Consider the following 19,375-nt stretch of genomic DNA (forward strand, 5'->3'; position numbering starts at 1 on the left):
CGACAGACACGCCGCGTTGGATCACAGCGATGGCTTGGCGGCGATGGCGTGGTCGATCACCTTCAGCACGGCCTCGCGCTCGGCGCCCTCGATCACCAGGCGCGGCGCGCGCACGGTCTCGCTGCCCATGCCGACCTTGGCCTGCACCAGCTTGATCAGCTGGACGAACTTGGGCACCGTGTCCAGGCGCAGCAGCGGCAGGAACCAGTGGTAGAGCTCGGCGGCCGCGGCATAGCCGCCGTCGCGCGCCAGTTCGAACAGCTTCACCGACTCGACCGGATACGCATTGACCAGGCCGGCGATCCAGCCCTGCGCGCCCATGGCCAGACCTTCGACGATGGCATCGTCCATGCCCACCAGCAGCACCAGCCGATCGCCCAGCAGTTCCTTGATCGCGGCGAAGCGGCGGATCTCGCCCGAGGACTCCTTGACCGCCTGCAGGTTGGGGAACTCGCCGGCCAGCTGCGCGATCTGCGCCGGCAGGATGTCGGTGCGGTAGGCGACCGGATTGTTGTAGAGGATGCACGGCAGGTCGGTGGCGCCGAGCACCGCGCGCGCGTAGGCGCCGGCCTCGTGCCAGTCGGAGGTGTAGACGTACACCGGCAGCACCATCAGGCCACCCGCGCCCGCCGCCTTGGCGGCCTGGGCCAGCTTGACCGCCTCATCGGTGGACAGCGAGGCGATGCCCGGCACCACCGGCACGCGGCCGTCGACGGCCTTCACCAGGGTGCGGATGATCGCGATCTTCTCCTCGAAGGACAGCGTGGCCGCCTCGCCCAGCGAGCCCAGCGGCACGATCGCCGTGCAGCCGGCCTCGACCAGTTGCAGCGCGTGCCTGGCCAGGAAGGCATGGTCGACGCTGCCATCGGCATTGAACGGGGTGGTGATGGCGGGCAGGACGCCCTTCCAGAAAGCGGCATTGCTCATGGGTATATCCCTTGCGAGTCGTCGGTGAAGGAGTCGGCCAGCGTCGCGAGGCGGACCGGAAACAACGGCGGCCGGCGGCCGCCATCGGTGGAAAGTCGGGGATCCAGCAGGCCCAGTTCGGCCAGCGCGGCCCCGCAGATGCGGCCCTGGCAGGCGCCCATGCCGCAGCGCGAGGCGAGCTTGGCCTCGCGCGCGTCGCTGAAGCCGCGCAGCCGGCCCAGCGGGACGTCCTCGCACCGGCACACCAGGGTGTCGTCCCTGGCCAGGCCGTGGACGCGGGCATCCAGCGCGAAGGTCTGCTGCAGCAGGCCGGCGAAGGCGCGTGCCCGGCGGCGGCGCGGCAGCAGCGCCTGCGCGGCGTCGAGGTCACCGGCGGCCATGTGCCCGGCGATGGCGCCTTCGACCAGGGCGCAGTCCACACCGCCGATCCCCAAGGCCTCGCCAGCAGCGAAGACGTTGTCCACGCTGCTGCGCAGCTGCGCATCCACGGCCACGCACGGATGCGTGCCGGTGTCGTCCAGGCGACAGCCCAGCAGCTGGGCGAGTTCCACGTTGGGCACCAGGCCATAGCCGACCGCCAGCTGATCGCAGGCGATGCGGCGGCGGCCGCGCGGACCCTCGATCTCGACTTCGCGCAGCTGCGTCTGGCCATGCGCGGCCACGACCACGCTGTCGTGGTGGTAGTCCACGCCGGCCAGCCGCGCCCGCAGCGCCAGCGCCTGGGCGGCCTTGCCCGGCCAGCGCGGCAAGCGCAGCGCGAAACGCGCCAACGCCGCCGCGCCGGCCAGTTCGTGGATGCCCAGCACCTGCGCCCCGTGGCGGCGCAGCGTGGCCGCGCTGGCCAGGAGTAGCGGCCCGCTGCCGGCGACCAGCACGCGCTTGCCCGCCAGCGGCCATCCCTGCTTGGCCAGCGCCTGCGCGCCGCCCGCGCCGGTCACGCCGGGCAAGGTCCAGCCAGGGAACGGCAGCAGCAGTTCGCGCGCGCCGGTGGCCAGCACGAGGCTGCGGTACCGCAGTTCGAGCGCGCCGGCCGGCCCCTCGGCCAGCAGCCACCCCGGCTGGGCCAGGGCGATCTCGGCCTGCGCGAGGAACTCGATCCCCTGCCCCACCACGGCGGCGATCGCGCGCCGCGCGCGCGCCGACACCCCGTGCCCGATGTCGTGGCGCCAGACCTGACCGCCGGCTCGGGGTTGCGCATCAACCAGGCCGACCCGACCGCCACGCGCGCAGGCCGCCCGCGCCGCCGCCAGTCCGGCCGGGCCGGCGCCGACCACCAGCACGTCGTACTCGCGCACCGACTCAGCCATCGGTGCGCACCTGCATGCCCTCGCGCGCCGGCGTCATGCAGGCGCGCACGTGGGCGAGCCCATCGATGCGTACCCGGCACTCGAAACACACGCCCATGCCGCACAGGGGCGCGCGTGGCTCAGCGCTGCGAGAGCGGCGAAATGGCCCGCCGGCCATCGCCACGGCGGCCGCCACGGTGGCGCCCGCCGGCACCTCCACGGGCTGCGCATCCACGGTCAGATGCAGGCGGGCGCTCATGCCGCCTTGCCTGTGATCGCCCGATTGGGCAGGTACGGCGCCGGGTCGATCTCCGGCGCGCGTCCGAGCAGACCATCGACGACCAGGCGCGCGGTGCCAAGCGCAGTGGTCACGCCCAGTCCCTCGTGTCCGGCCGCGACCCACACCTCGCGCCGCCCGGGCACCGGGCCCAGGTACGGACGCCCATCGGGCGTGGCCGGACGCAGGCCGGTCCAGACCCGGATCACCTGCAGCTCGCGCAGCACCGGCAGGAACGCCGAGGCCTGGCGCAGCATCTTCCGCAGCAGCGGCCAATCGACCTGGCGATCGGCGACGTTGAACTGCCGCGACGAACCGATCAGCAGCTGGCCGGTCGGCCGTGGCTGGACGTTGAAGGCCACACTGGTGTCGGCGTCGCCATGCGCCGAATCGGCGTAGTCCAGCGACAGCAGCTGGTGGTGGACCAGCCCCGGATAGCGATCGGTGATGGCCAGCTGGCCCTTGCGCGGCCGCATCGGCAGCTCGGGCAGCAGCTGCGGCAGCGCTACGCCGGTGGCCACCAGCACTACACCGCTCAGCTCCTCGCCGTCGTCCAGGCGCACGCCGCCGGGAACCAGCGTCGCCACGTGCCGGCCCGCGTACAGGCGCGCGCCGGCCTGGACGGCCTGATCCACCAGGTGCCGCGCCATGCGCGGCGGATACACCACCGCCTCGCCCGGCACACGCATGCCGCCGGCCAGGCCCTCGATCAGGGCGGGTTCGAACCGGTACAGCTGCGTCGCGTCGAGCTGCTCGGCGTGCAGGCCCGCCTGGGCCAGACGGTCGATCTTGGCCGGCACCGTGGCCAGTTCGCGCGGGTTGCGCGCGACCCAAAGCGTGCCGCACCGGCTGAACTCGGCCTCCACCAGCTGCGCGTAACGCTCCCACAGGCGCAGCGAGTAGGCCGACAGCGCCAGCTCGGCCGGATCGTCGTCCATCGCCACCAGATGCCCCATCGCCGCGGCCGTGGCGCCGCCACCGATCGGCCCGGGCTCGACCAGGGCGACGCTCAGGCCCTCGCCGGCCGCCTCGGCCGCGCAGGCGGCGCCGACGATGCCCGCACCCACGACGATGAGGTCGTAGCGGCGCATTACGGCGCCTTGGGCTCCGCGCCGATGCCCCAGGCGAAAGGATCGGCCGGATCGATCAGCAGCTGCGCACGGGCGGTGATGTGGGCGGTGCCGGCGATGCGCGGCAGGATGCCGCGCGTGCCGCGCCGATAGCTGCCCTCGAACACGCTGCCTAGGATGCCTTGCTGGATCCAGAGCTCCCCTTCGCCCAGCTTGCCATCGGCCGCCAGGCAGGCCAGCTTGGCGCTGGTGCCGGTCCCGCAAGGTGAACGGTCGTAGGCCAGCCCCGGACACAGCACGAAGTTGCGCGCCTGACCGCTGCCGTCCGGCGCCAGGCCGTTGACCTCGATATGGTCGATCTCCCCGCCGTCGGCCCCGGTGATCCCGGCGGCCTCCAGCGCCTGCCGGATCGCCTCGGTGTAGACGGTCAGCGCACGCTGGTGACCCAGGTCGATCGCGCACGGCGATTGTTCGGTGATGAAGAACCAGTTGCCGCCCCAGGCGATGTCGCCGGTGACCTCGCCGTAGCCGGCGACCTGCACAGCCACCGCGGCGGCGTGGCGATAGCTCTCCACGTTGTCGATCGCGATCCGGCCATCGGCCTCCAGCGAGGCGCCGACCGTGCCGACCGGCGTCTCGATCAGGTGCTGGCCCGGACCGATCCGGCCGAGCTCGGCCAGGGTCCGCACCACGCCGATCGTCCCGTGCCCGCACATGCCCAGGTAGCCGACGTTGTTGAAGAAGATCACGCCGGTGCAGGCATCGGCCCGACGCGGCGGCAGCAGCAGCGCGCCGACCATCGTGTCCGAGCCGCGCGGTTCGCAGGCGATCGCGCTGCGCCAGCGATCGAAGTCGCGGGCGAAGCGTTCGCGGCACTGCGCCAGGTCGCCCTCGCCAAGTTCGGGAAAACCGGCGACCACGACCCGGGTCGGTTCGCCAGCGGTGTGGGAGTCGATCACGTCGATCTTGTGCATCCGAGGATGCTCCCATCCGATGCGCCGCCCCGACTAGTTCCGAATGTCGGCGGAAAATGCGGAAATCCGCACAATCGCGCTTCCGTCGCGGGGCCCGCTTTGCGCTAGCATCGAGACCAAGCGCCCTCCCGCCAACCGCCAGCCGATCCGATGGACGTCAGCCTCTCCGGCCTTGAAATGCAGGCCTTGTTCGATGCGTTGCCCGAGGTGGTCTTCTTCATCAAGGATCAGGAGGGGCGCTATACGCACTGCAATCTGACCCTGGTCCGGCGCCTGGGGCGAAAGCAGCGCAGCGACGTAATCGGCAGAACCGTGCTGGAGTTGTTCCCCCTGCCATTCGGCGGCAGCTACATGGTGCAGGACCGCCGCGTGCTGTGCGGCGAGGTGATCGACAACCAGCTCGAGATGCACCTCTATCCCAACCGCATGCCCGGCTGGTGCCTGACCTTCAAGCGTCCGCTTTGCCTGGGCGAGGACGTGGTCGGCGTGATCGGGATCTCGCGCGATCTGGGCCAGCCCGACAACCGGCATTCGGCGTTCGAGCGCCTGAGCAAGGTGCTCGACTACATGCAGGGCAACTTCGGCGAGCAGATCCGCGTGCAGTCGCTGGCCGACCTGGCCGAACTGTCGGTGGCGCAGCTGGAGCGCCATTTCCGCCGGGTCTTCCAGGTCACGCCGCAGCAGCTGCTGACCAAGCTGCGCATCGAGGCGGCGATGCGGCTGCTGCACGGCGATGAAAGCATCGCCAGCATCGGCCAGCAGTGCGGCTTCGCCGACCAGAGCGCCTTCGCACGCCAGTTCAAGGCCACGCTCGGGATGTCCCCGCGCGACTATCGCAACATCAAGGACCGGCTTTAGCGCGCGAGCCGTCCGGTAAGAGCGGGTTCGCCCAACACCAACGCGAGTGGCCGGCCAAGCGCGCCACAGCAATCGCGCGGCGCACTTGGATGCTGCCGCATCGAGAACGCAAGACTCGCAGCCGCAGCACCAGCAGTGAGCGCCGCAAGTTTGTGGCTAGCGCTCCGCCGACGCGTCCGCAGGCTGCAGCAGCAGCCGCACCAGCGGATTGGGGAAGCGTCGCGACATGGTGACGGCGTGGAAGGTCTCCACGATGTCGGGCAGCTGATCGCCTTCGACCAGCACGCCGGCGGCGATCTCGTCCTTGACGACGATGGGCGGCAGGACCGCCAGGCCAATGTCCTCGCGGGCGAGCAGGCGCATCATCGCCATGTCTTCCACTTCCGCCACGATCTGCGGTCGCACGCCCAGGCGATCGGCCAGGGCGTCGAAGCCGGTGCGCACGCTGCTGTCCACGGTCGGCAGGATGATGGGATGGTCTCGCAGGCGCTCGGCGAGGCTCGCGGCATGGCCCAGCCGGTCCGGCGTGCCCACCAGGCTGACGGGGCGCTGCGCCAGCCGGTGGGTGACGAAGGGCGTCAGCGCGTCGCCGGGCGGCGCCTGATTGAGCAGCACGACGTCCAGGTTGAGCGCCTCCAGCGCCCGCAGCAGTTCGCCCGCACTGCCCGAGCGCAGGATCAGATCGATGTCCGTGCGGCCAAGCACCGGGCGCAGGAACTCCATCTGGAAATTGCGCGACAGCGTGGCCAGCGAACCCACGCGCAGCGCCTGCCGCGCCGCGCCGGTCTGCCGCAGCGTGCCCAGCAGCTCATCGCCAGTGGCGAAGATCGCATCGGCGTGGTCGAGCACGATCTGCCCGGCCTCGGTCAGATGCAGCTGCCGCCCTCGCCGCTCGAACAGCGCATGCCCCAGACGCTCCTCGAGCTTGCGGATCTGCACCGACAAGGCCGACTGGGTCAGATGCAGCCGCTCCGCGGTACGGGTGAGGTTGCCGTCGTGCGCGACGGCCCAGAAGTAGCGCAGGTGGTTGTAGTTCAACGCGGCCATATCGTTCGATATTAGCGAACGGACTGGCGAGCACAATGAATTTTTGTTCGTCCCCGTCGATCCCTATCGTGGCGCCCGCCTGCCACCGCGCTCGATCCAGGGGACCGCCTTGTCGCTCTATCTGCTGCCGCTATCTGCCCCGCTCCTCCTGCTCGTCGCCGCCGGCCTGGGCGGCCTGCGCAGCGGTCGACGCCCGCCCCTGCTGCCCCTGGTCGCCGAAGGCGCGGCGCTTGGCGCCCTGCTCATCGCGCTGGCCTCGCTTGCGCTGCTGATCGTGCAAGGCGCGGGCACCAGTGCCTTGCTAGGCTGGGGCCGCATCGGCCTGTCCGTGCGGCTGGATGCGGTGAGCGCGACGATGCTCCTGCTGGTGGCCTTCGTCGGCTGGATCGTGGTGCGCTATGCCCGCACCTATCTGGACGGCGAGGCGCGGCAGGGGTACTTCATCGGCTGGCTCTGCGCCGCGCTCGCGGCCGTCCTGCTGCTCGTCCAGGCCGGCAATCTGGTCCAGCTCGTGATCGCCTGGATCGCGACCAGCCTCGCCCTGCGTCGCCTGCTGCTGTTCTATCCCGAGCGCGTGGCCGCGCGGCGTGCGGCACGCAAGAAGCGGCTGTTCTCCACGCTCGGCGCCGTCGCGCTGATCGGCGCGGCCGCCCTCATCTGGACGCGCCTGGGCACCACCGACATCGCCACGATCAATGCGATGGCCCGCGCGGGAGCGCACGCCTGGCCCCTGGTCGCGGCGGCTGCCCTGCTCGCGCTGTCCGCGGTGCTGAAGTCCGCCCAGTTCCCGACCCATGGCTGGCTGACCGAGATGATGGAAGCGCCCACGCCGGTGTCGGCCCTGCTGCATGCCGGCGTGGTCAACGGCGGCGGCTTCCTGCTGATCCGGTTCGCCGACCTGATGCTGCTCAGCCCCGGCGTGCTGGCCGTGCTGGCCATGCTGGGCGGCTTCACCGCGCTGTTCGGCGCGCTGGTGATGCTGACCCAGCCCGCGGTCAAGACTTCGCTGGCCTGGTCCACGGTCGCGCAGATGGGCTTCATGATCCTGCAGTGCGGCCTTGCGCTGTTCCCGCTGGCGCTGCTGCATATCGTGGCGCACTCGCTCTACAAGGCGCATGCCTTTCTCGCCTCCGGCGGCGCGGTCGAGCAGGTGGCGGCCACGCGCCGGCCCGGGCCGGTCGCGGTGCCCAGCGTGCCGGCGGTCGGTCGGGCCTTTCTGATCGCCGTGGCGATCTATGTCGGGATCGGCGCGGTCTTCGGGCTCACGTTCGGCTTCGGGCACAAGTCGCTCCAGGCGCTGGCGCTGGGCGCGATCCTGATCTTCGGGGTGGCCTACCTGCTGGCCCAGGGGCTGGCCGACGCGGCGCCGCGCGCGCTGACGCGCAGGACGGCGCTCTATGCCTGCGCCGCGGCGGTCGGCTATTTCGCGCTGCAGAGCGTCGCCGAATGGCTGACTTCTGGTGTTCTGCCAGCCACGCCGGCGCCGGGTCGACTGGAGTGGACGCTCCTGGCGCTCGCGGTGCTGAGCTTCGGGCTGGTCGCGGTGGCGCAGGCGCTGTTCCCGCTCTGGGCCTCGCATCCCGCGGCCGCCGGACTGCGCGTCCATCTCTCCAATGGCCTGTACGTCAACGCCGCGCTCGACCGCCTGCTCGGCGGCTGGTCGGTCCCCAAGGCCTCGTGACCCCACAAGCGACAGGACACTCCTCATGCCGATGACCTCGACCGAATCGCCGCGCCTGTCCCATGACGGGATCATCGAGGCGGCGCATCGCGCGGCGCGCGCGATCCCCCCGCTCTGGCCGCTGGCCTCGAGCGTTGCGGTCAATCCCTTCCTTGGCCAGACAAGCGAGCCGCTGGCGACCGCGGCGGCACGTCTGCGGCGCACGGCCGGCATCGCATTGACCATGCCGCGGGTCTGGTATGCACAGCGCTGGCACGCCGGCGAGATCGCCGAAGCCGACCTGCAGGCGGCCTTGCAGCGCGCTCCGGCAGCGCCGCGCCCACCTAGCCTGTCCACCCTCAAGCACGCGATGCAAGGCGCGCGCGGCGCACCGCAGGCGATCCCGACCGTGGCCGATCTGGCACGCCAGGTCGCGACCATCGACTGGCCGGGCATCGTCAGCGAGCGCATCGGGCACTGAGCATCGAGCTACTTCGATCAGGGCCAGGCACTGTGGAGCGCCGGGCAATCCGGCGGCGCCTACGCCGCGTGGCGCGTCGTCGCGACCCACGACCTGACCCCGGAGGTCGCCGGCCTGACAGGGTTCGCGCGGCACGTGGCGCAGATGCCCGTCAGCGCCGAGGACGCGATCGTCGATGGCGCTGTCAGCCTCGGGCTCTCCCAGGACGCGCTGGAGAGCTACTTCCACCGGCTGCTGAGCACGCTTGGCGGCTGGGCTCAGCTGGCCCGGTATCGGCTCTGGCAAGCGGAGTTGAACGGCGGCCACGATGCGTCCGTCATCGACCTGCTCGCCATCCGCATGGCCTGGGAGGTGGCGCTGCTGCGCAAGTTCGGTGCAGCGCTGGCGTCCCGATGGCAGATGGCCCTCTGCGCCTACGCCGCGCCGGTGTGCGCAACGTCGGGGGACCTGGTCGACAGTCTCCTGCAGGAGGCGGCCGAATGCGCAGCGCAGCGGCGGCTCGGCGCCGTGCTTGCAGACGCATCCCCGGCGCGTCCGCCCGCTGGCCGTGTACAGCTGCAGATGGCCTTCTGCATCGACGTGCGCTCGGAAGTGTTCCGCCGTGCGCTGGAAGGCCTGGATCCCGGCATCCAGACGCTCGGTTTCGCAGGCTTCTTCGGGCTGGGCATCGGCCATCGGCGTTTCGCCTCGGACGTGGTCGAGGCGCGGCTGCCCATGCTGCTGGCGCCGGCTGTCTTCACCCGCTCCGGGGAGGCCACACGTGCGCTGGCCGATGCGGACCTGCGCGCTCGCATCAAGGCGCGGACCAAGCGTGCCTGGGGCCGCTTCAAGCTGGCCGCGATTTCCTCCTTCGCCTTCGTCGAGGCCACGGGCCCGGTCTACGTCGCCAAGCTGCTGCGCGACGGGCTGGCGCTGACGCGGCATCGTGCGTCGAGCGATCCCGCACCGCATCCGGCCAGCAGTCTCGACCTCAAGACGCGAGTGACCATGGCCACGCGCGTGCTCAAGGCCATGTCGCTCACCACCGGCTTCGCCAGGCTCGTCGTGCTCGCCGGCCATGGCGCCAACGTGGTCAACAATCCGCATGCCAGCGCCCTGCACTGCGGCGCGTGCGGCGGCTACTCGGGTGAGGCGAATGCGCGGCTGCTGGCCTCGCTGCTCAATGACCGCGAGGTCCGCGCCGGGCTTGCCGAGCGCGGCATCGCGATCCCCGACGACACGCTGTTCCTGGCCGCGCTGCACGACACCACCACCGATGCGGTCCAGCTCTACGCCGCCGATCATCCCTCGCCCGAGCATGCCGCCGATCTCGGACAGGCGGCGCGTTGGCTACAGTCCGCCGGCGCGCTGGCACTGAGCGAACGCGCCCTGCGCCTGCCGCGCGCGCAGCGCGGCCAGGATATCGCCCAGCGTGCCCGCGACTGGGCCGAGCTTCGCCCGGAATGGGCGCTGGCCGGCTGCCAGGCCTTCATCGCGGCGCCGAGGTCACGCACCACAGGGCGCGATCTGGCGAGCAAGGTCTTCCTGCACGACTACGACTGGCGGCGCGACGAAGGCTTCGGCGTGCTGGAGCTGATCCTGACCGCCCCGGTCGTGGTGGCCAGCTGGATCAGCCTGCAGTACTACGGCTCGACCGTCGCACCCGAAGTCTTCGGCGCGGGCAACAAGCTGCTGCACAACGTCACCGGCGGCATCGGCGTGGTCGAAGGCAACGGCGGCCTGCTGCGCGGCGGCCTGCCCTGGCAGTCGGTGCACGACGGCGAAAGACTCATCCACGAACCCTTGCGCCTGTCCGTCCTGATCGAGGCCCCGACCGAGGCGATCGCCAAGGTGCTGGAACGTCATCCGCAGGTGCGCGCGCTGTTCGACAACCGCTGGCTGCATCTTTTCGCCCTGGATGACCAAGGCCGCATGACCAGGCGCTATGCCGGCGACCTGCGCTGGGCGGCGTGCTCCTAGTGGCTCAGCTGGCCCGTGCGCCGGCCCGCAGCACGTCGCCGGCATCCTTCAGCTCCGGCAGCAACCGACATAACCGCATGACGTAATCGGCCTGCGACTTGGGCAGCACATCGGCGGCGAGATCGGCGAACTTGGCTTCCAGCTGCCGGTCGGACATCGGCTTCTCGACGCTTCCGATGGCGTGCTCGATGAAACGGTGGAAGCGCCGGCCGTCGTTCAGCGTCACGGTCATGTCGACCTGCGCGGCCTCGATGCCGGACGTGACCACCGGCATGACCTTCTGGCGCAGGGCCACCACGCGCGGATCGTTCACCGCGCGGTCGCTGAACTGTTTCTCCCCGCCCGCCCCTTCCACCAAGGCGACGGCGGCGGCGTGATAGATGCTGAACTTGCCCTCGAGCCCGGTCTTCGGCGCGGTCTTGCCGGTCAGTTCCAACACCAGTGGGTGGACTTTGAGGTCCACGCGGCTGATGTCCTCCGGCCTGACATGGTCCTCGTCGCGGATCTGGATGGCGGCGTCGATCGTGGGATGCATGACGATGCCGCAGGCGAAGGGCTTGTAGGTGTTGAGCAGCGACTCGTAGCGGGTGCCCAGGCCGTCGATGATCTGCGACCAGTCCTGCTTGGTTGAGATCGTGTTCGCCCAGCCGCGCTTGGCCTCGATCATCTGCTCCGACGAAGTAAAACCCTTCGCCGCCAGGATCGCGGCGAACAGGCCATTGGCCGCGGCCCGGCCGGGATTGAAGCTCTTGTTCATCGAACCGAAGGACTCGCGCAGGCCGACCGGCTGCGACGCGGCCAGCCCCAGGGCGTACACCATCTGCTGTTGGGAAAGCCCCATCAGCTTGCCGGCGGCCGCGGCAGCGCCGAACGGCCCGCAGGTGCCCGTGATGTGCCAGCCCGCATCGTAGTGATCCGGGTAAACGGCGTTGCCGATCCGGCACTCGGTTTCGATCCCCACCACTAGCGCATCGAGGAAGTCTCGACCGCTGACCGGCTTCATCGCGGCATAGGCGAGGATGGCCGAGGCGACCGGCGCGGCCGGGTGGATAACGGTCTTCAGATGCGTATCGTCGAAGTCGAAGATGTGACTCGCAACGCCGTTGAGGAAGGCCGCATTCATGATGTCGAACCGCTCGACCCGGCCGAACAGGCCGGCCTGCGGCGGCCCGGAGAACGGCTGCAGGGCCGAGACGGCCACCCCCACGGTCTCATGCTGCGAGCCGCCGATCGCTACGCCCACCCAGTTGAGGAAGCTGCGCACGCCTTCGCGACGCACGTTCTCGGGCAGGCTTTTGTAGGACGAGGCCAGGATCCACTCCGCCAGGATGCGGGTCACTGCGGGCGGAGACGATGGCGCGGATCGCTCCGCTGCGCCGGCTTGCTGACCGGCGACAGCCGGTCCATAGACAGCCGCGCCGAGTGCCAGGCCGGCGGATTTGACCAGGGTGCGGCGGTCTACTGTCATGAGAGACACTCTCAGGCGTGAGGTGTGGTGCCCTTGTCGACACGATGAGCCGGGTCACGAAAGACCGCCAGCGTCAGCACAGCGGCGAGCCTTTGCCGGCCAGCGCGATCGTGGAGGTCGCATGATCGATCTGCTCCGGCCCGCCCTTGGGCGGCCACAGGCCAGCCCCGTGCTGCCTGCGCAGGTCGAAGCGCTGCTGGATCGTCTCGAAGCCCCAGATGTGAGTGATGCGTGGCGGACCGTCAAGCGCGATCATGTTGATCACGAGGTGGTCGGTGTATTCCTTCGCCGGCCCGATCGCCTCCCGCCAGCCGTCGAGCGTCGGCGGCAGACCGCCTGGCTTGAGAAAATAGGTGCGGAACTCGTAGATTCCGCCGTACGCCCGCGGCTCGACCGCCGGTAGAAAGGGAAAGGCGCGATAGCTGTCCTGCGTGATGGCCCGCACCAACCCGTTGCCGTGGAACGGATCACGATCCTCCGCCGCCCGATGCCGCTCGCGCGCCAGCTGCTCGGTGGTGTGGAAGCCCCGCAGGATCAGGACACGGCCAAGCTCGCCGATCTCGGTGTGCCAGTGGCCCAAGACCGAGCCGACGGACGCCTGCGAAATCCAGCCGAGCGCATTGCGCTCGATGCTGGAGGTCCCCAGCAGCGGACCGCTTAGTGCAATCAGGTCGTAGATCACCGTGAGCAGCCTCGCCAGGTCGTTGATCGATTCTCTGTGCCCGGCGAGCGTAGCGCCATGCCCATGTCGCTTGCTAGCGGGACGGCGTCGAGCAGTCATCCCCGGATCATATGGGCCACATCACTGCGCGATCGGCCCATCCGGCTCGGCGCGCGCGACGTCTCCCGCTGGAGGAACCGCCCTAGCGCGTCTGAACGCGCTTCTGCCGCTTTTCGTCCAACGACCAGCGCGCCTGCCAGTCGATGCGGAAGCCATCGCCTTCGAGCTGCAGCGGAGCCCGCGCGCGGTCTTCGGCCAAAGCTCCGACCGTGCAGCCAGCAGGCCGGCCGCAAGATTGGGGCCCAGCGCCGCCGCAGCGCTCGTGTCGCCGAACGCCTCGAACAGCCGCATGTTCGGTCGGCAGTGCGTCGTGATCAGTTGAAAGCCGTCGATCGCCTAGGCCGGGTTCGCGCCATCGTGCGCGAAGTTGCCGCCCTCGAAGACGACGTTCGGGCGGATCGGCCATTGTCGCTCCCAGATGCCAGACGTACGGCTGGCCGGCGACAAATCGCCGGCGCGAGCGACCGGCGCCCATCCCGCATAGTCCGGATGCGTGATCGCGATCTTGTCGGTATAGGCGCCAACAACGAGCGGATTCCAAGCCTGAGCCGGGCTCTCGACTTCCTCCAGGTCGTTCCGATCGAGATACCCGTCAACGCCGATGTCGCCGCGCAAATTCCTAGCAGAAAGCACCATCAGACGTCTGCGATCCCCGCCGCCATAACAGAGCTGTTCAATCGCCGCTGACCAGGACGACGGTCGCCCACGACCAATGCCGAAGACACGACAGCGACGCGGGGCGCGGGCCTCTGCGGCGGACTCACGCTTGGGATGCTCCACGAGATCGCAGGCGGTGGTGACAGCGCGGTCGACGGCGCGGCTGCTGCGCTTCAAGCCGCTGGAATCGTCGCACGAACGCAGGGCAAGTTCCTCTGGGTGATTACGCGCTCCAAACTCCATATCGACACGATCAAGGTGAAGGCACGCAACTCCATTTAGGAGTGCTTGGCCGGCGCTGCAGCAACCGATCACCGGAGCAACGCGTCGCCGTCAGTTCGTAATTTTCAAGGTCGGGATGAACCCACCGACGGTCCGATTCTGGTCATAGATCTGCATGGGCAAATCGGCCTTCGGCATTCGCGCGCGCCCGACTTCGACGGCCACTGAATTCGGCAACGCGGGAAACACGTTGATGACCGCATCCTCGCCGTGAAAGGCCTTGATCCGATCGAGGAGACGTCGGAGCTGGCGCTTGAACTCCACCAGGTCGTCAGGACGGCGCATGATGTCGTTGTGCGGATTCTCGGCCGTCAGCGACCAGATGGCGACGTCTTCGCCCAGCACCGCGCGAATCCGTTCGTCCGTAATGGTTGCGCTCAGCGCCAGCTTCAGCGCGACCGCGACCTTCGGTGACCCGGAATAGTCTCCGACCTGAAAGGTGATCGCGGGCTGGTCAGCTTGCCAGCGCCATGTCGGCGGCTCGCGATATCGCTGATGAACAGTGACCGGGACGAGATCCCCCAGCAGATTCCCAAGCTCGATCAGCAGCGGCTGCGGCGCTAGCGCGAACACGCTGAGCTGCTTTATCTCCTTTTGCTCAATGCGCTCCTTCACCTTGCGCGCGAACAGACGTCGCAGATTCTCCTGCTGGACGGACCAGTAATTCGCTTCATGATCGGCATAGTCACATCCGACCAACTCGATATCGATCGTTCGGCCTTCGGCTGGATGCCTGTCGGGTGGCATCGCCATGAAGATCGACCGCGTCGACACCAGGGCATCCCGCTGTCCGATGTCGGCCGCGAACCGGAGAACGTGCGCGGCGCGTTCCTGCGCCATTCCCGTCACGATGGCGATCCGGTCCTCATGCTCCGCCTTCATCTCAAGCAGGACGTCCTCGGAATGATCTGCGAGATAGTCAACATCCACGCCCTTATGGTGCTTTGCACAGAGGAGCATGAGGTTGCTCAAGTTCTTGGCGAGCGCGGGAGAGCGGACCGGATCACCGCGCGGGCCGTCGGCGCTGTCGGCGACGATGTGCGCAATGAAGCCAAACTTCCCATCCTCGCGCCCGGCGATCAGATCGCCGACGAGCTCCTCGTTGCACCCGCGGTATTCACAGCGCCCGGCGGCCTTGGTCCAAAGGGCGAGCTGAATTTTCTGTGGGATTTGCGTTTTTGCCATGATGATGTTTCGCCCCGATTCGCTATAATGCTCACGTTTTTATCCTCAAAGCTCAACCGCGCAGTTCGATTATCCACCGCGGACCGTGGGCTTCACCTTGGAGGCCTATTGTGGGAAAGCAGACGCGCACACGCGAGAGCGAGGAATTCCTCGAGGATCTTGCCGAAGAACTGAGCGTTCCGCCAAGCCGGTATGAGCAGGCCGACCGGAGTTACAAGTCACTGGGCGACTGGCTGCACCGCGACGCCTCGACCGTCCGACAGTACGGACCCAAGGTCTACGTCCAGGGGTCATTTCGCCTAGGGACGACGATCCGTCCGTTGAACGAGGCCGAGGAATATGACGTCGATTCCGTCTGCGAGCTGCAGAAGCTGGGCAAGACACAGCTGACACAACAGCAACTTAAGGCGCTGCTGGGCGCCGAGATCGAGGCCTATCGGCGCGCGCAGAACATGAACAAGCCGCTTCGCGAGGGGCGCCGTTGCTGGGTGCTCGACTACGCCGATGGCGCCCAATTCCATATGGATATCGTGCCCGCGCTTCCGAACGGGCAAGCCGCCCGCCTCCTCCTGGAAGCCCGCGGCTATGACGCGCGTTGGACGCTCACCGCCATCGCCATCACCGACAAGGTGGGACCGACCTACGCCACCATTACCGACGATTGGCCGCGCTCGAACCCCAAGGGCTACTGTGAGTGGTTCAAGAGCCGGATGGCGGCCGCGCTCGAACGGCGCAAGCGCGTGCTCGCCGAGAGCATGAGTGCGAGCGTCGAGGATATCCCAGACTACAAGGTCCGAACGCCCCTCCAGGCCGCCATCATGATCCTGAAGCGTCACCGCGATCATACCTTCGAGCATCGCGGCGACGAACGCCCGATCTCGGTCATCATCACCACCCTCGCGGCCCACTCCTATAATGGCGAAGAGACGATCGGCGCGGCGCTCGCAGTGATCCTCGCCGGCATGGACAAGCATATCCTTTGGTACAACAACTGCTACTGGATCCCGAATCCGACCGACCCGCTCGAAAACTTCGCCGACAAATGGGCCGAGCATCCCGAGCGGGCGACCGCGTTTTACGAGTGGCTTCAGAAGGCCAGGACGGAATTTGCCGAGGCGGCCCAGTCAAGCGACAGGAGAGTGATCACCGAGACAGTCGGACGCGGCGTCGGCGGATCGCTGGCCGACCGCGCGGCGCGCCGCCGTCAGCCGCCGGCCCGATCCCCGCTGCTGAAAACCACATCAGTGGCGCCGATGGCGGGAGGTCTTTCCTTTCCGGACAGAAGCCGGGTCCCGACCAAGCCTCAGGGGTTCGGCGGCGCGGAATGATCTGGTGGCTCGAAAACCCGACACGCGCACGGTCGGAACGTCAGGGCGTCGCTGACCTCGCTGAGCGTGTCGCCTGGCTCAAGGGCGTGCGCTGGCATCTTTCGAACGGCGCTGCGCTCGCGGTCGACTTTGAGATCGAGCATGACGGCGGCAGCGTTCCGCTGACGATGACCTATGCGGAATTCCACCCCAATTCGCCGCCCATCGTCGTTCCCCGAGACGGCAGTCGCCTCTCGAGCCATCAGTATGGCGCAGGCGGAAATCTCTGCCTGGAGTATCGCGCCGACAATTGGGAGACCGTGATCACCGGAGCGATGATGATCGAGAGCGCGCATCGCCTGATCGCCGGTGAACGCGATGTCGGTGGTCCCCAGCTGCCGTCGGCACACGCCGTCTCGCTCGGCCAAAGCGTGCGCGGCTCCTATTTCCGGTTCCTGCTGACGCCGCAATTCGAAGAGCGCCTCAAGGCGATCGAGCCCGGTCAATCGGTCGAGATCGGTATCGCGGAGAAATTTTGCGCAGACACCTGCACGGCGACGATCGCCGAGATCTACGGCGTCACCGATGGCCGCGCCTGGCCTGCGGGGATTCGGGAGACGACGAAGCGCGGCGATGCCGTTCGGCTGCCGCAAGGAACGGCGATGCCTGCGGCCACGCAGGCAGGTATCACCGACCTGCTCGGTGCGCTTGGCCTCGACGCGCTCCGCGAGGCTGTGCTCGCCACCAGCGGAGAAATGGACCTGGTGTTGGTGTCCGCGACCGAGGTCGCGCATTTCTATGCCTATGACGCCAGCCAGAAGCGCGTCTTCGGTCGCTCGCGCCTCCTGAAGGTCGCTGCCGGCAGCCGGCTCCCCGACGATTATGCTGTCCTCAACGGAAAGAGCGTCGGCATTGTCGGATGCGGCTCTCTAGGCTCCAAGGTCGCGGCGATGCTTGCGCGCGCAGGCGTGCGCGCGTTCACGCTGGTCGACGACGACGTCTTCTTTGCCGAGAACCTGGTGCGAAACGAACTCGGCGCCGCAGCGACCGGTGTGCACAAGGCCGACGCAGTGCGCAGCCGCCTCATCGAGATTGCCGGCACGCTTGACGTCACGGTGCGGCGGGTCGCGCTGGGCGGCCAGGAAAGCGCCGATTCCACCGACTCGGTGATGTCGGCGTTGCGCGCCTGCGACCTTATAATCGACGCCACTGCCGACGCGCATTGCTTCAACTTCTGTGCCGCGGTGGCGAAGGAAAGCCTCAAGCCACTCCTCTGGGGCGAGGTGTTCGCCGGCGGCATCGGCGGCCTCGTGGCCCGCGTTCGATCGGGCCATGAGCCGGAGCCCCAGGCGGCCCGCAATCAGATCAACGCTTGGTGCAATGCGCACGGCGTTCCCGCCCCGCTCGCCGGCCTGGCCGCTCCCTATGAAGCGGCAGCCGGGATTGGCGGACCGCTTGTGGCCGACGACGCGGAAGTTTCCGTCATCGCAGGTCACCTGGCACGCTTGGCGACCGACGTGCTCACCCGGCCCGAGGACAGTGCGTTTCCGGCGCCCGCCTATGCGATCGGCTTGCGCAAGGCCTGGATTTTCTCCCAGCCCTTCGAGACATGGCCTATCGAACTCGCCGGCTCGGAGCGCTGGAAGGCCGAACAGGACCCCGGTTCTGTCGCAGAGAGCCTTGCGCTCTTGCGCGAACTTCTGCCCTCGGCGTTCGATGGTCACGATCAGCCTTCCGAATGACCAGCGGGCGCGGCTTCGCAGATGCCTGCGAGGTGCCGGTCAGCGCGAGATCGGCGGCATCCTCATGGCAGAGCAAGTCGCACCCGATTATTTCCGCATTGTCGACTTCTCGGTCGACGAGACGACCGGGACGGCTGCGCATTTCATCCGCAGTCCCGAACATCATGCGCAAACGCTCGACACCTTCTTTCGAAAGACCGGTTCTGATTTCAAACGCTTCAACTATCTAGGCGAGTGGCACTCCCACCCCAGCTTTCCGGTCCGACCGAGCCGCGAGGACATCATCTCGATGCAGAGCCTGGTCAACGGCGAGCGGGACATCGATTTTTCAGCGCTGCTGATTGTCCGGCTACGGTACTTTCTCCACCTTGAGGCCGCCGCCTATATGTTCGCCCGGCGTGCCGCGCCCGCCGACGTCGCGCTCACGGTCTGATCATAGTTCGCGGCATATTGAGGATTGGAGGTGAGGCCTCCGGCGCCCGTCATGGAGACTAGCCATGACCCATGTGGAGATTCGGGACGCCACTCGCGACCGCGCTGGCGGCTACAAGATGGTTGTGAGCCGCGGCGAGCGGATCGGCCGCGTATCGTCGGAATGGTTCTCGCGTTCTGCGGACGAGCGCTACCTGTCCCAGTCGGACTTCTATGCCGCCGTGCATCGACGGACCGAGCGTAGCCGCACCCGAACGGTCGAGAGCGCGGCGACCCTGGTCGAGGCGAGCCGCGACGATGCCGAGCGCCTGTCCCTCATGTTGCCTCGGATGCGCCGATCGCGCCGACGCATTGGAGCTTTGGCCAGCTTGCCGGCCTGGTCGGCGAGCCGGCGGCCTATCTGCGCCAGCTTCCGGCGCCGCTCGCCGGGATCAACTTCCAATACGGGCTGACCTCCCATCGCGCCGAGCAGGTGAAGACGCTCGAGATCGAAGATGGCCGCGTCGAGCTGCGCGCCGTCACCGGGCCCGACTATGGCCGCATCTTCGATCATGAGCTGGTCTGGGCCGTGCAGCGCATCGCCGGCAATGGCACGGGCGACACTCTCTGGAAGGTGCCGGGCGTCCTCGACTGGTCGACCGGCATCTACAATCTTCGCGTCGACATCACCCAGGGCACCACAACGCTCTACGCGTCTGATCGCGACGTCTTCCTCTTCCTGGTCGACGAACTCAACCCCATCGAGGCTGGCCGACTGCCCGACCGTTCGCCCGACCTGTACTTCCGCGGCTTCTACTGCTGGAACTCCGAGGTGGGCGCGAAGACGCTTTCAAATTCCTTCGTGATCAATATGAGCAAGGGCTGTCAGCAGGGCCGACGGCTACGATCTCTACCCATCGATAGACACCAACAGGAATCGAAGGGGATGTTTATTTTAATCAGTGGCTTAGATTGTACTTTGGCGTAGTTTCGGATATGCCCG

Annotated in this window: 17 protein-coding genes and 1 pseudogene; 8 read left to right on the forward strand and 10 right to left on the reverse strand. The window is 68.1% G+C overall.

All coding sequences use genetic code 11. The annotated features are described in order from the left end of the window. Nucleotides 1–21 precede the first annotated feature (21 nt). The 5 genes from WFQ05_RS02840 to WFQ05_RS02860 are packed head-to-tail and all read right to left on the reverse strand — an operon-like array spanning nt 22 to nt 4,534. Nucleotides 22–927, reverse strand: a complete 906-nt coding sequence (locus WFQ05_RS02840; RefSeq protein WP_337052564.1) for a dihydrodipicolinate synthase family protein — start codon at nt 925–927, stop codon at nt 22–24. Beyond that, nucleotides 924–2,234, reverse strand: coding sequence for an FAD/NAD(P)-binding oxidoreductase (locus WFQ05_RS02845; RefSeq protein ID WP_337052565.1), 1,311 nt, complete (start codon nt 2,232–2,234; stop codon nt 924–926). The genes WFQ05_RS02840 and WFQ05_RS02845 overlap by 4 nt, the downstream gene beginning before the upstream one ends. Further along, complete coding sequence (locus tag WFQ05_RS02850) at nt 2,227–2,472, reverse strand: 2Fe-2S iron-sulfur cluster-binding protein (RefSeq protein WP_337052566.1); 246 nt, start codon at nt 2,470–2,472, stop codon at nt 2,227–2,229. The genes WFQ05_RS02845 and WFQ05_RS02850 overlap by 8 nt, the downstream gene beginning before the upstream one ends. Continuing rightward, on the reverse strand, nt 2,469–3,581 hold the full coding sequence (locus WFQ05_RS02855) for an FAD-dependent oxidoreductase (protein WP_337052568.1): 1,113 nt from the start codon (nt 3,579–3,581) through the stop codon (nt 2,469–2,471). Before WFQ05_RS02855 ends, WFQ05_RS02850 begins: the two co-directional genes overlap by 4 nt. After that, entirely contained in the window at nt 3,581–4,534 is a 954-nt protein-coding gene (locus WFQ05_RS02860; protein ID WP_337052569.1) for a proline racemase family protein, read from the reverse strand. The genes WFQ05_RS02855 and WFQ05_RS02860 overlap by 1 nt, the downstream gene beginning before the upstream one ends. Before the next feature lie 150 nt (nt 4,535–4,684). On the opposite strand from WFQ05_RS02860, the gene WFQ05_RS02865 reads away from it, so the two are divergent. Then, a complete protein-coding gene (locus WFQ05_RS02865) occupies nt 4,685–5,392 on the forward strand; it encodes an AraC family transcriptional regulator (RefSeq protein ID WP_337052570.1) in 708 nt (235 codons plus the stop codon). A 156-nt stretch (nt 5,393–5,548) separates the two neighbouring features. Here the strand turns inward: WFQ05_RS02865 and WFQ05_RS02870 are convergent, their stop codons facing one another. Beyond that, complete coding sequence (locus WFQ05_RS02870; protein WP_131658888.1) at nt 5,549–6,439, reverse strand: LysR family transcriptional regulator; 891 nt, start codon at nt 6,437–6,439, stop codon at nt 5,549–5,551. 109 nt (nt 6,440–6,548) lie between these two features. Here WFQ05_RS02870 and WFQ05_RS02875 point away from each other — a divergent pair, with 109 nt between their 5' ends. Together WFQ05_RS02875 and WFQ05_RS02880 are read left to right on the forward strand one after the other, a co-directional pair. Next, nucleotides 6,549–8,120: a proton-conducting transporter membrane subunit gene (locus WFQ05_RS02875; protein ID WP_337052572.1), complete on the forward strand. Its 1,572-nt coding sequence runs from the start codon at nt 6,549–6,551 to the stop codon at nt 8,118–8,120. Between the two features lie 25 nt (nt 8,121–8,145). Beyond that, a pseudogene (locus WFQ05_RS02880) lies at nt 8,146–10,539 on the forward strand (DUF2309 domain-containing protein). Nucleotides 10,540–10,543: 4 nt separating this feature from the next. Here the strand turns inward: WFQ05_RS02880 and WFQ05_RS02885 are convergent. The 4 genes from WFQ05_RS02885 to WFQ05_RS02900 all read right to left on the reverse strand — a co-directional run bounded on the left by WFQ05_RS02885 (nt 10,544) and on the right by WFQ05_RS02900 (nt 14,912). Beyond that, nucleotides 10,544–12,007, reverse strand: coding sequence for an MmgE/PrpD family protein (locus WFQ05_RS02885; RefSeq protein ID WP_337052574.1), 1,464 nt, complete (start codon nt 12,005–12,007; stop codon nt 10,544–10,546). A 73-nt stretch (nt 12,008–12,080) separates the two neighbouring features. Continuing rightward, nucleotides 12,081–12,689 carry an NIPSNAP family protein gene (locus WFQ05_RS02890; RefSeq protein ID WP_337052575.1) on the reverse strand — a complete coding sequence of 203 codons (609 nt, stop codon included), beginning with the start codon at nt 12,687–12,689 and terminating at the stop codon, nt 12,081–12,083. A gap of 435 nt (nt 12,690–13,124) precedes the next feature. Then, nucleotides 13,125–13,622 (reverse strand): S8 family serine peptidase, encoded by a 498-nt coding sequence (locus WFQ05_RS02895; protein ID WP_337052576.1) that lies wholly within the window; start codon nt 13,620–13,622, stop codon nt 13,125–13,127. Nucleotides 13,623–13,778: 156 nt separating this feature from the next. Then, entirely contained in the window at nt 13,779–14,912 is a 1,134-nt protein-coding gene (locus WFQ05_RS02900; protein WP_337052578.1) for an SAVED domain-containing protein, read from the reverse strand. 110 nt (nt 14,913–15,022) lie between these two features. Between WFQ05_RS02900 and WFQ05_RS02905 the strand changes: the two genes are divergently transcribed. The 5 genes from WFQ05_RS02905 to WFQ05_RS02925 all read left to right on the forward strand — a co-directional run bounded on the left by WFQ05_RS02905 (nt 15,023) and on the right by WFQ05_RS02925 (nt 19,360). Then, on the forward strand, nt 15,023–16,240 hold the full coding sequence (locus WFQ05_RS02905) for a nucleotidyltransferase (protein WP_337052579.1): 1,218 nt from the start codon (nt 15,023–15,025) through the stop codon (nt 16,238–16,240). Next, nucleotides 16,237–17,961, forward strand: a complete 1,725-nt coding sequence (locus tag WFQ05_RS02910; protein WP_337052580.1) for a ThiF family adenylyltransferase — start codon at nt 16,237–16,239, stop codon at nt 17,959–17,961. The genes WFQ05_RS02905 and WFQ05_RS02910 overlap by 4 nt, the downstream gene beginning before the upstream one ends. After that, nucleotides 17,936–18,394: a Mov34/MPN/PAD-1 family protein gene (locus WFQ05_RS02915; protein WP_337052581.1), complete on the forward strand. Its 459-nt coding sequence runs from the start codon at nt 17,936–17,938 to the stop codon at nt 18,392–18,394. Before WFQ05_RS02910 ends, WFQ05_RS02915 begins: the two co-directional genes overlap by 26 nt. A 64-nt stretch (nt 18,395–18,458) precedes the next feature. Next, nucleotides 18,459–18,845: a hypothetical protein gene (locus WFQ05_RS02920; RefSeq protein WP_337052583.1), complete on the forward strand. Its 387-nt coding sequence runs from the start codon at nt 18,459–18,461 to the stop codon at nt 18,843–18,845. 20 nt (nt 18,846–18,865) lie between these two features. Next, complete coding sequence (locus WFQ05_RS02925) at nt 18,866–19,360, forward strand: hypothetical protein (RefSeq protein ID WP_337052585.1); 495 nt, start codon at nt 18,866–18,868, stop codon at nt 19,358–19,360. Nucleotides 19,361–19,375: the final 15 nt, after the last annotated feature.

It is taken from the genome of Pseudoxanthomonas sp. USHLN014 (genome assembly GCF_037153335.1).
GTDB lineage: Bacteria > Pseudomonadota > Gammaproteobacteria > Xanthomonadales > Xanthomonadaceae > Pseudoxanthomonas_A > Pseudoxanthomonas_A winnipegensis.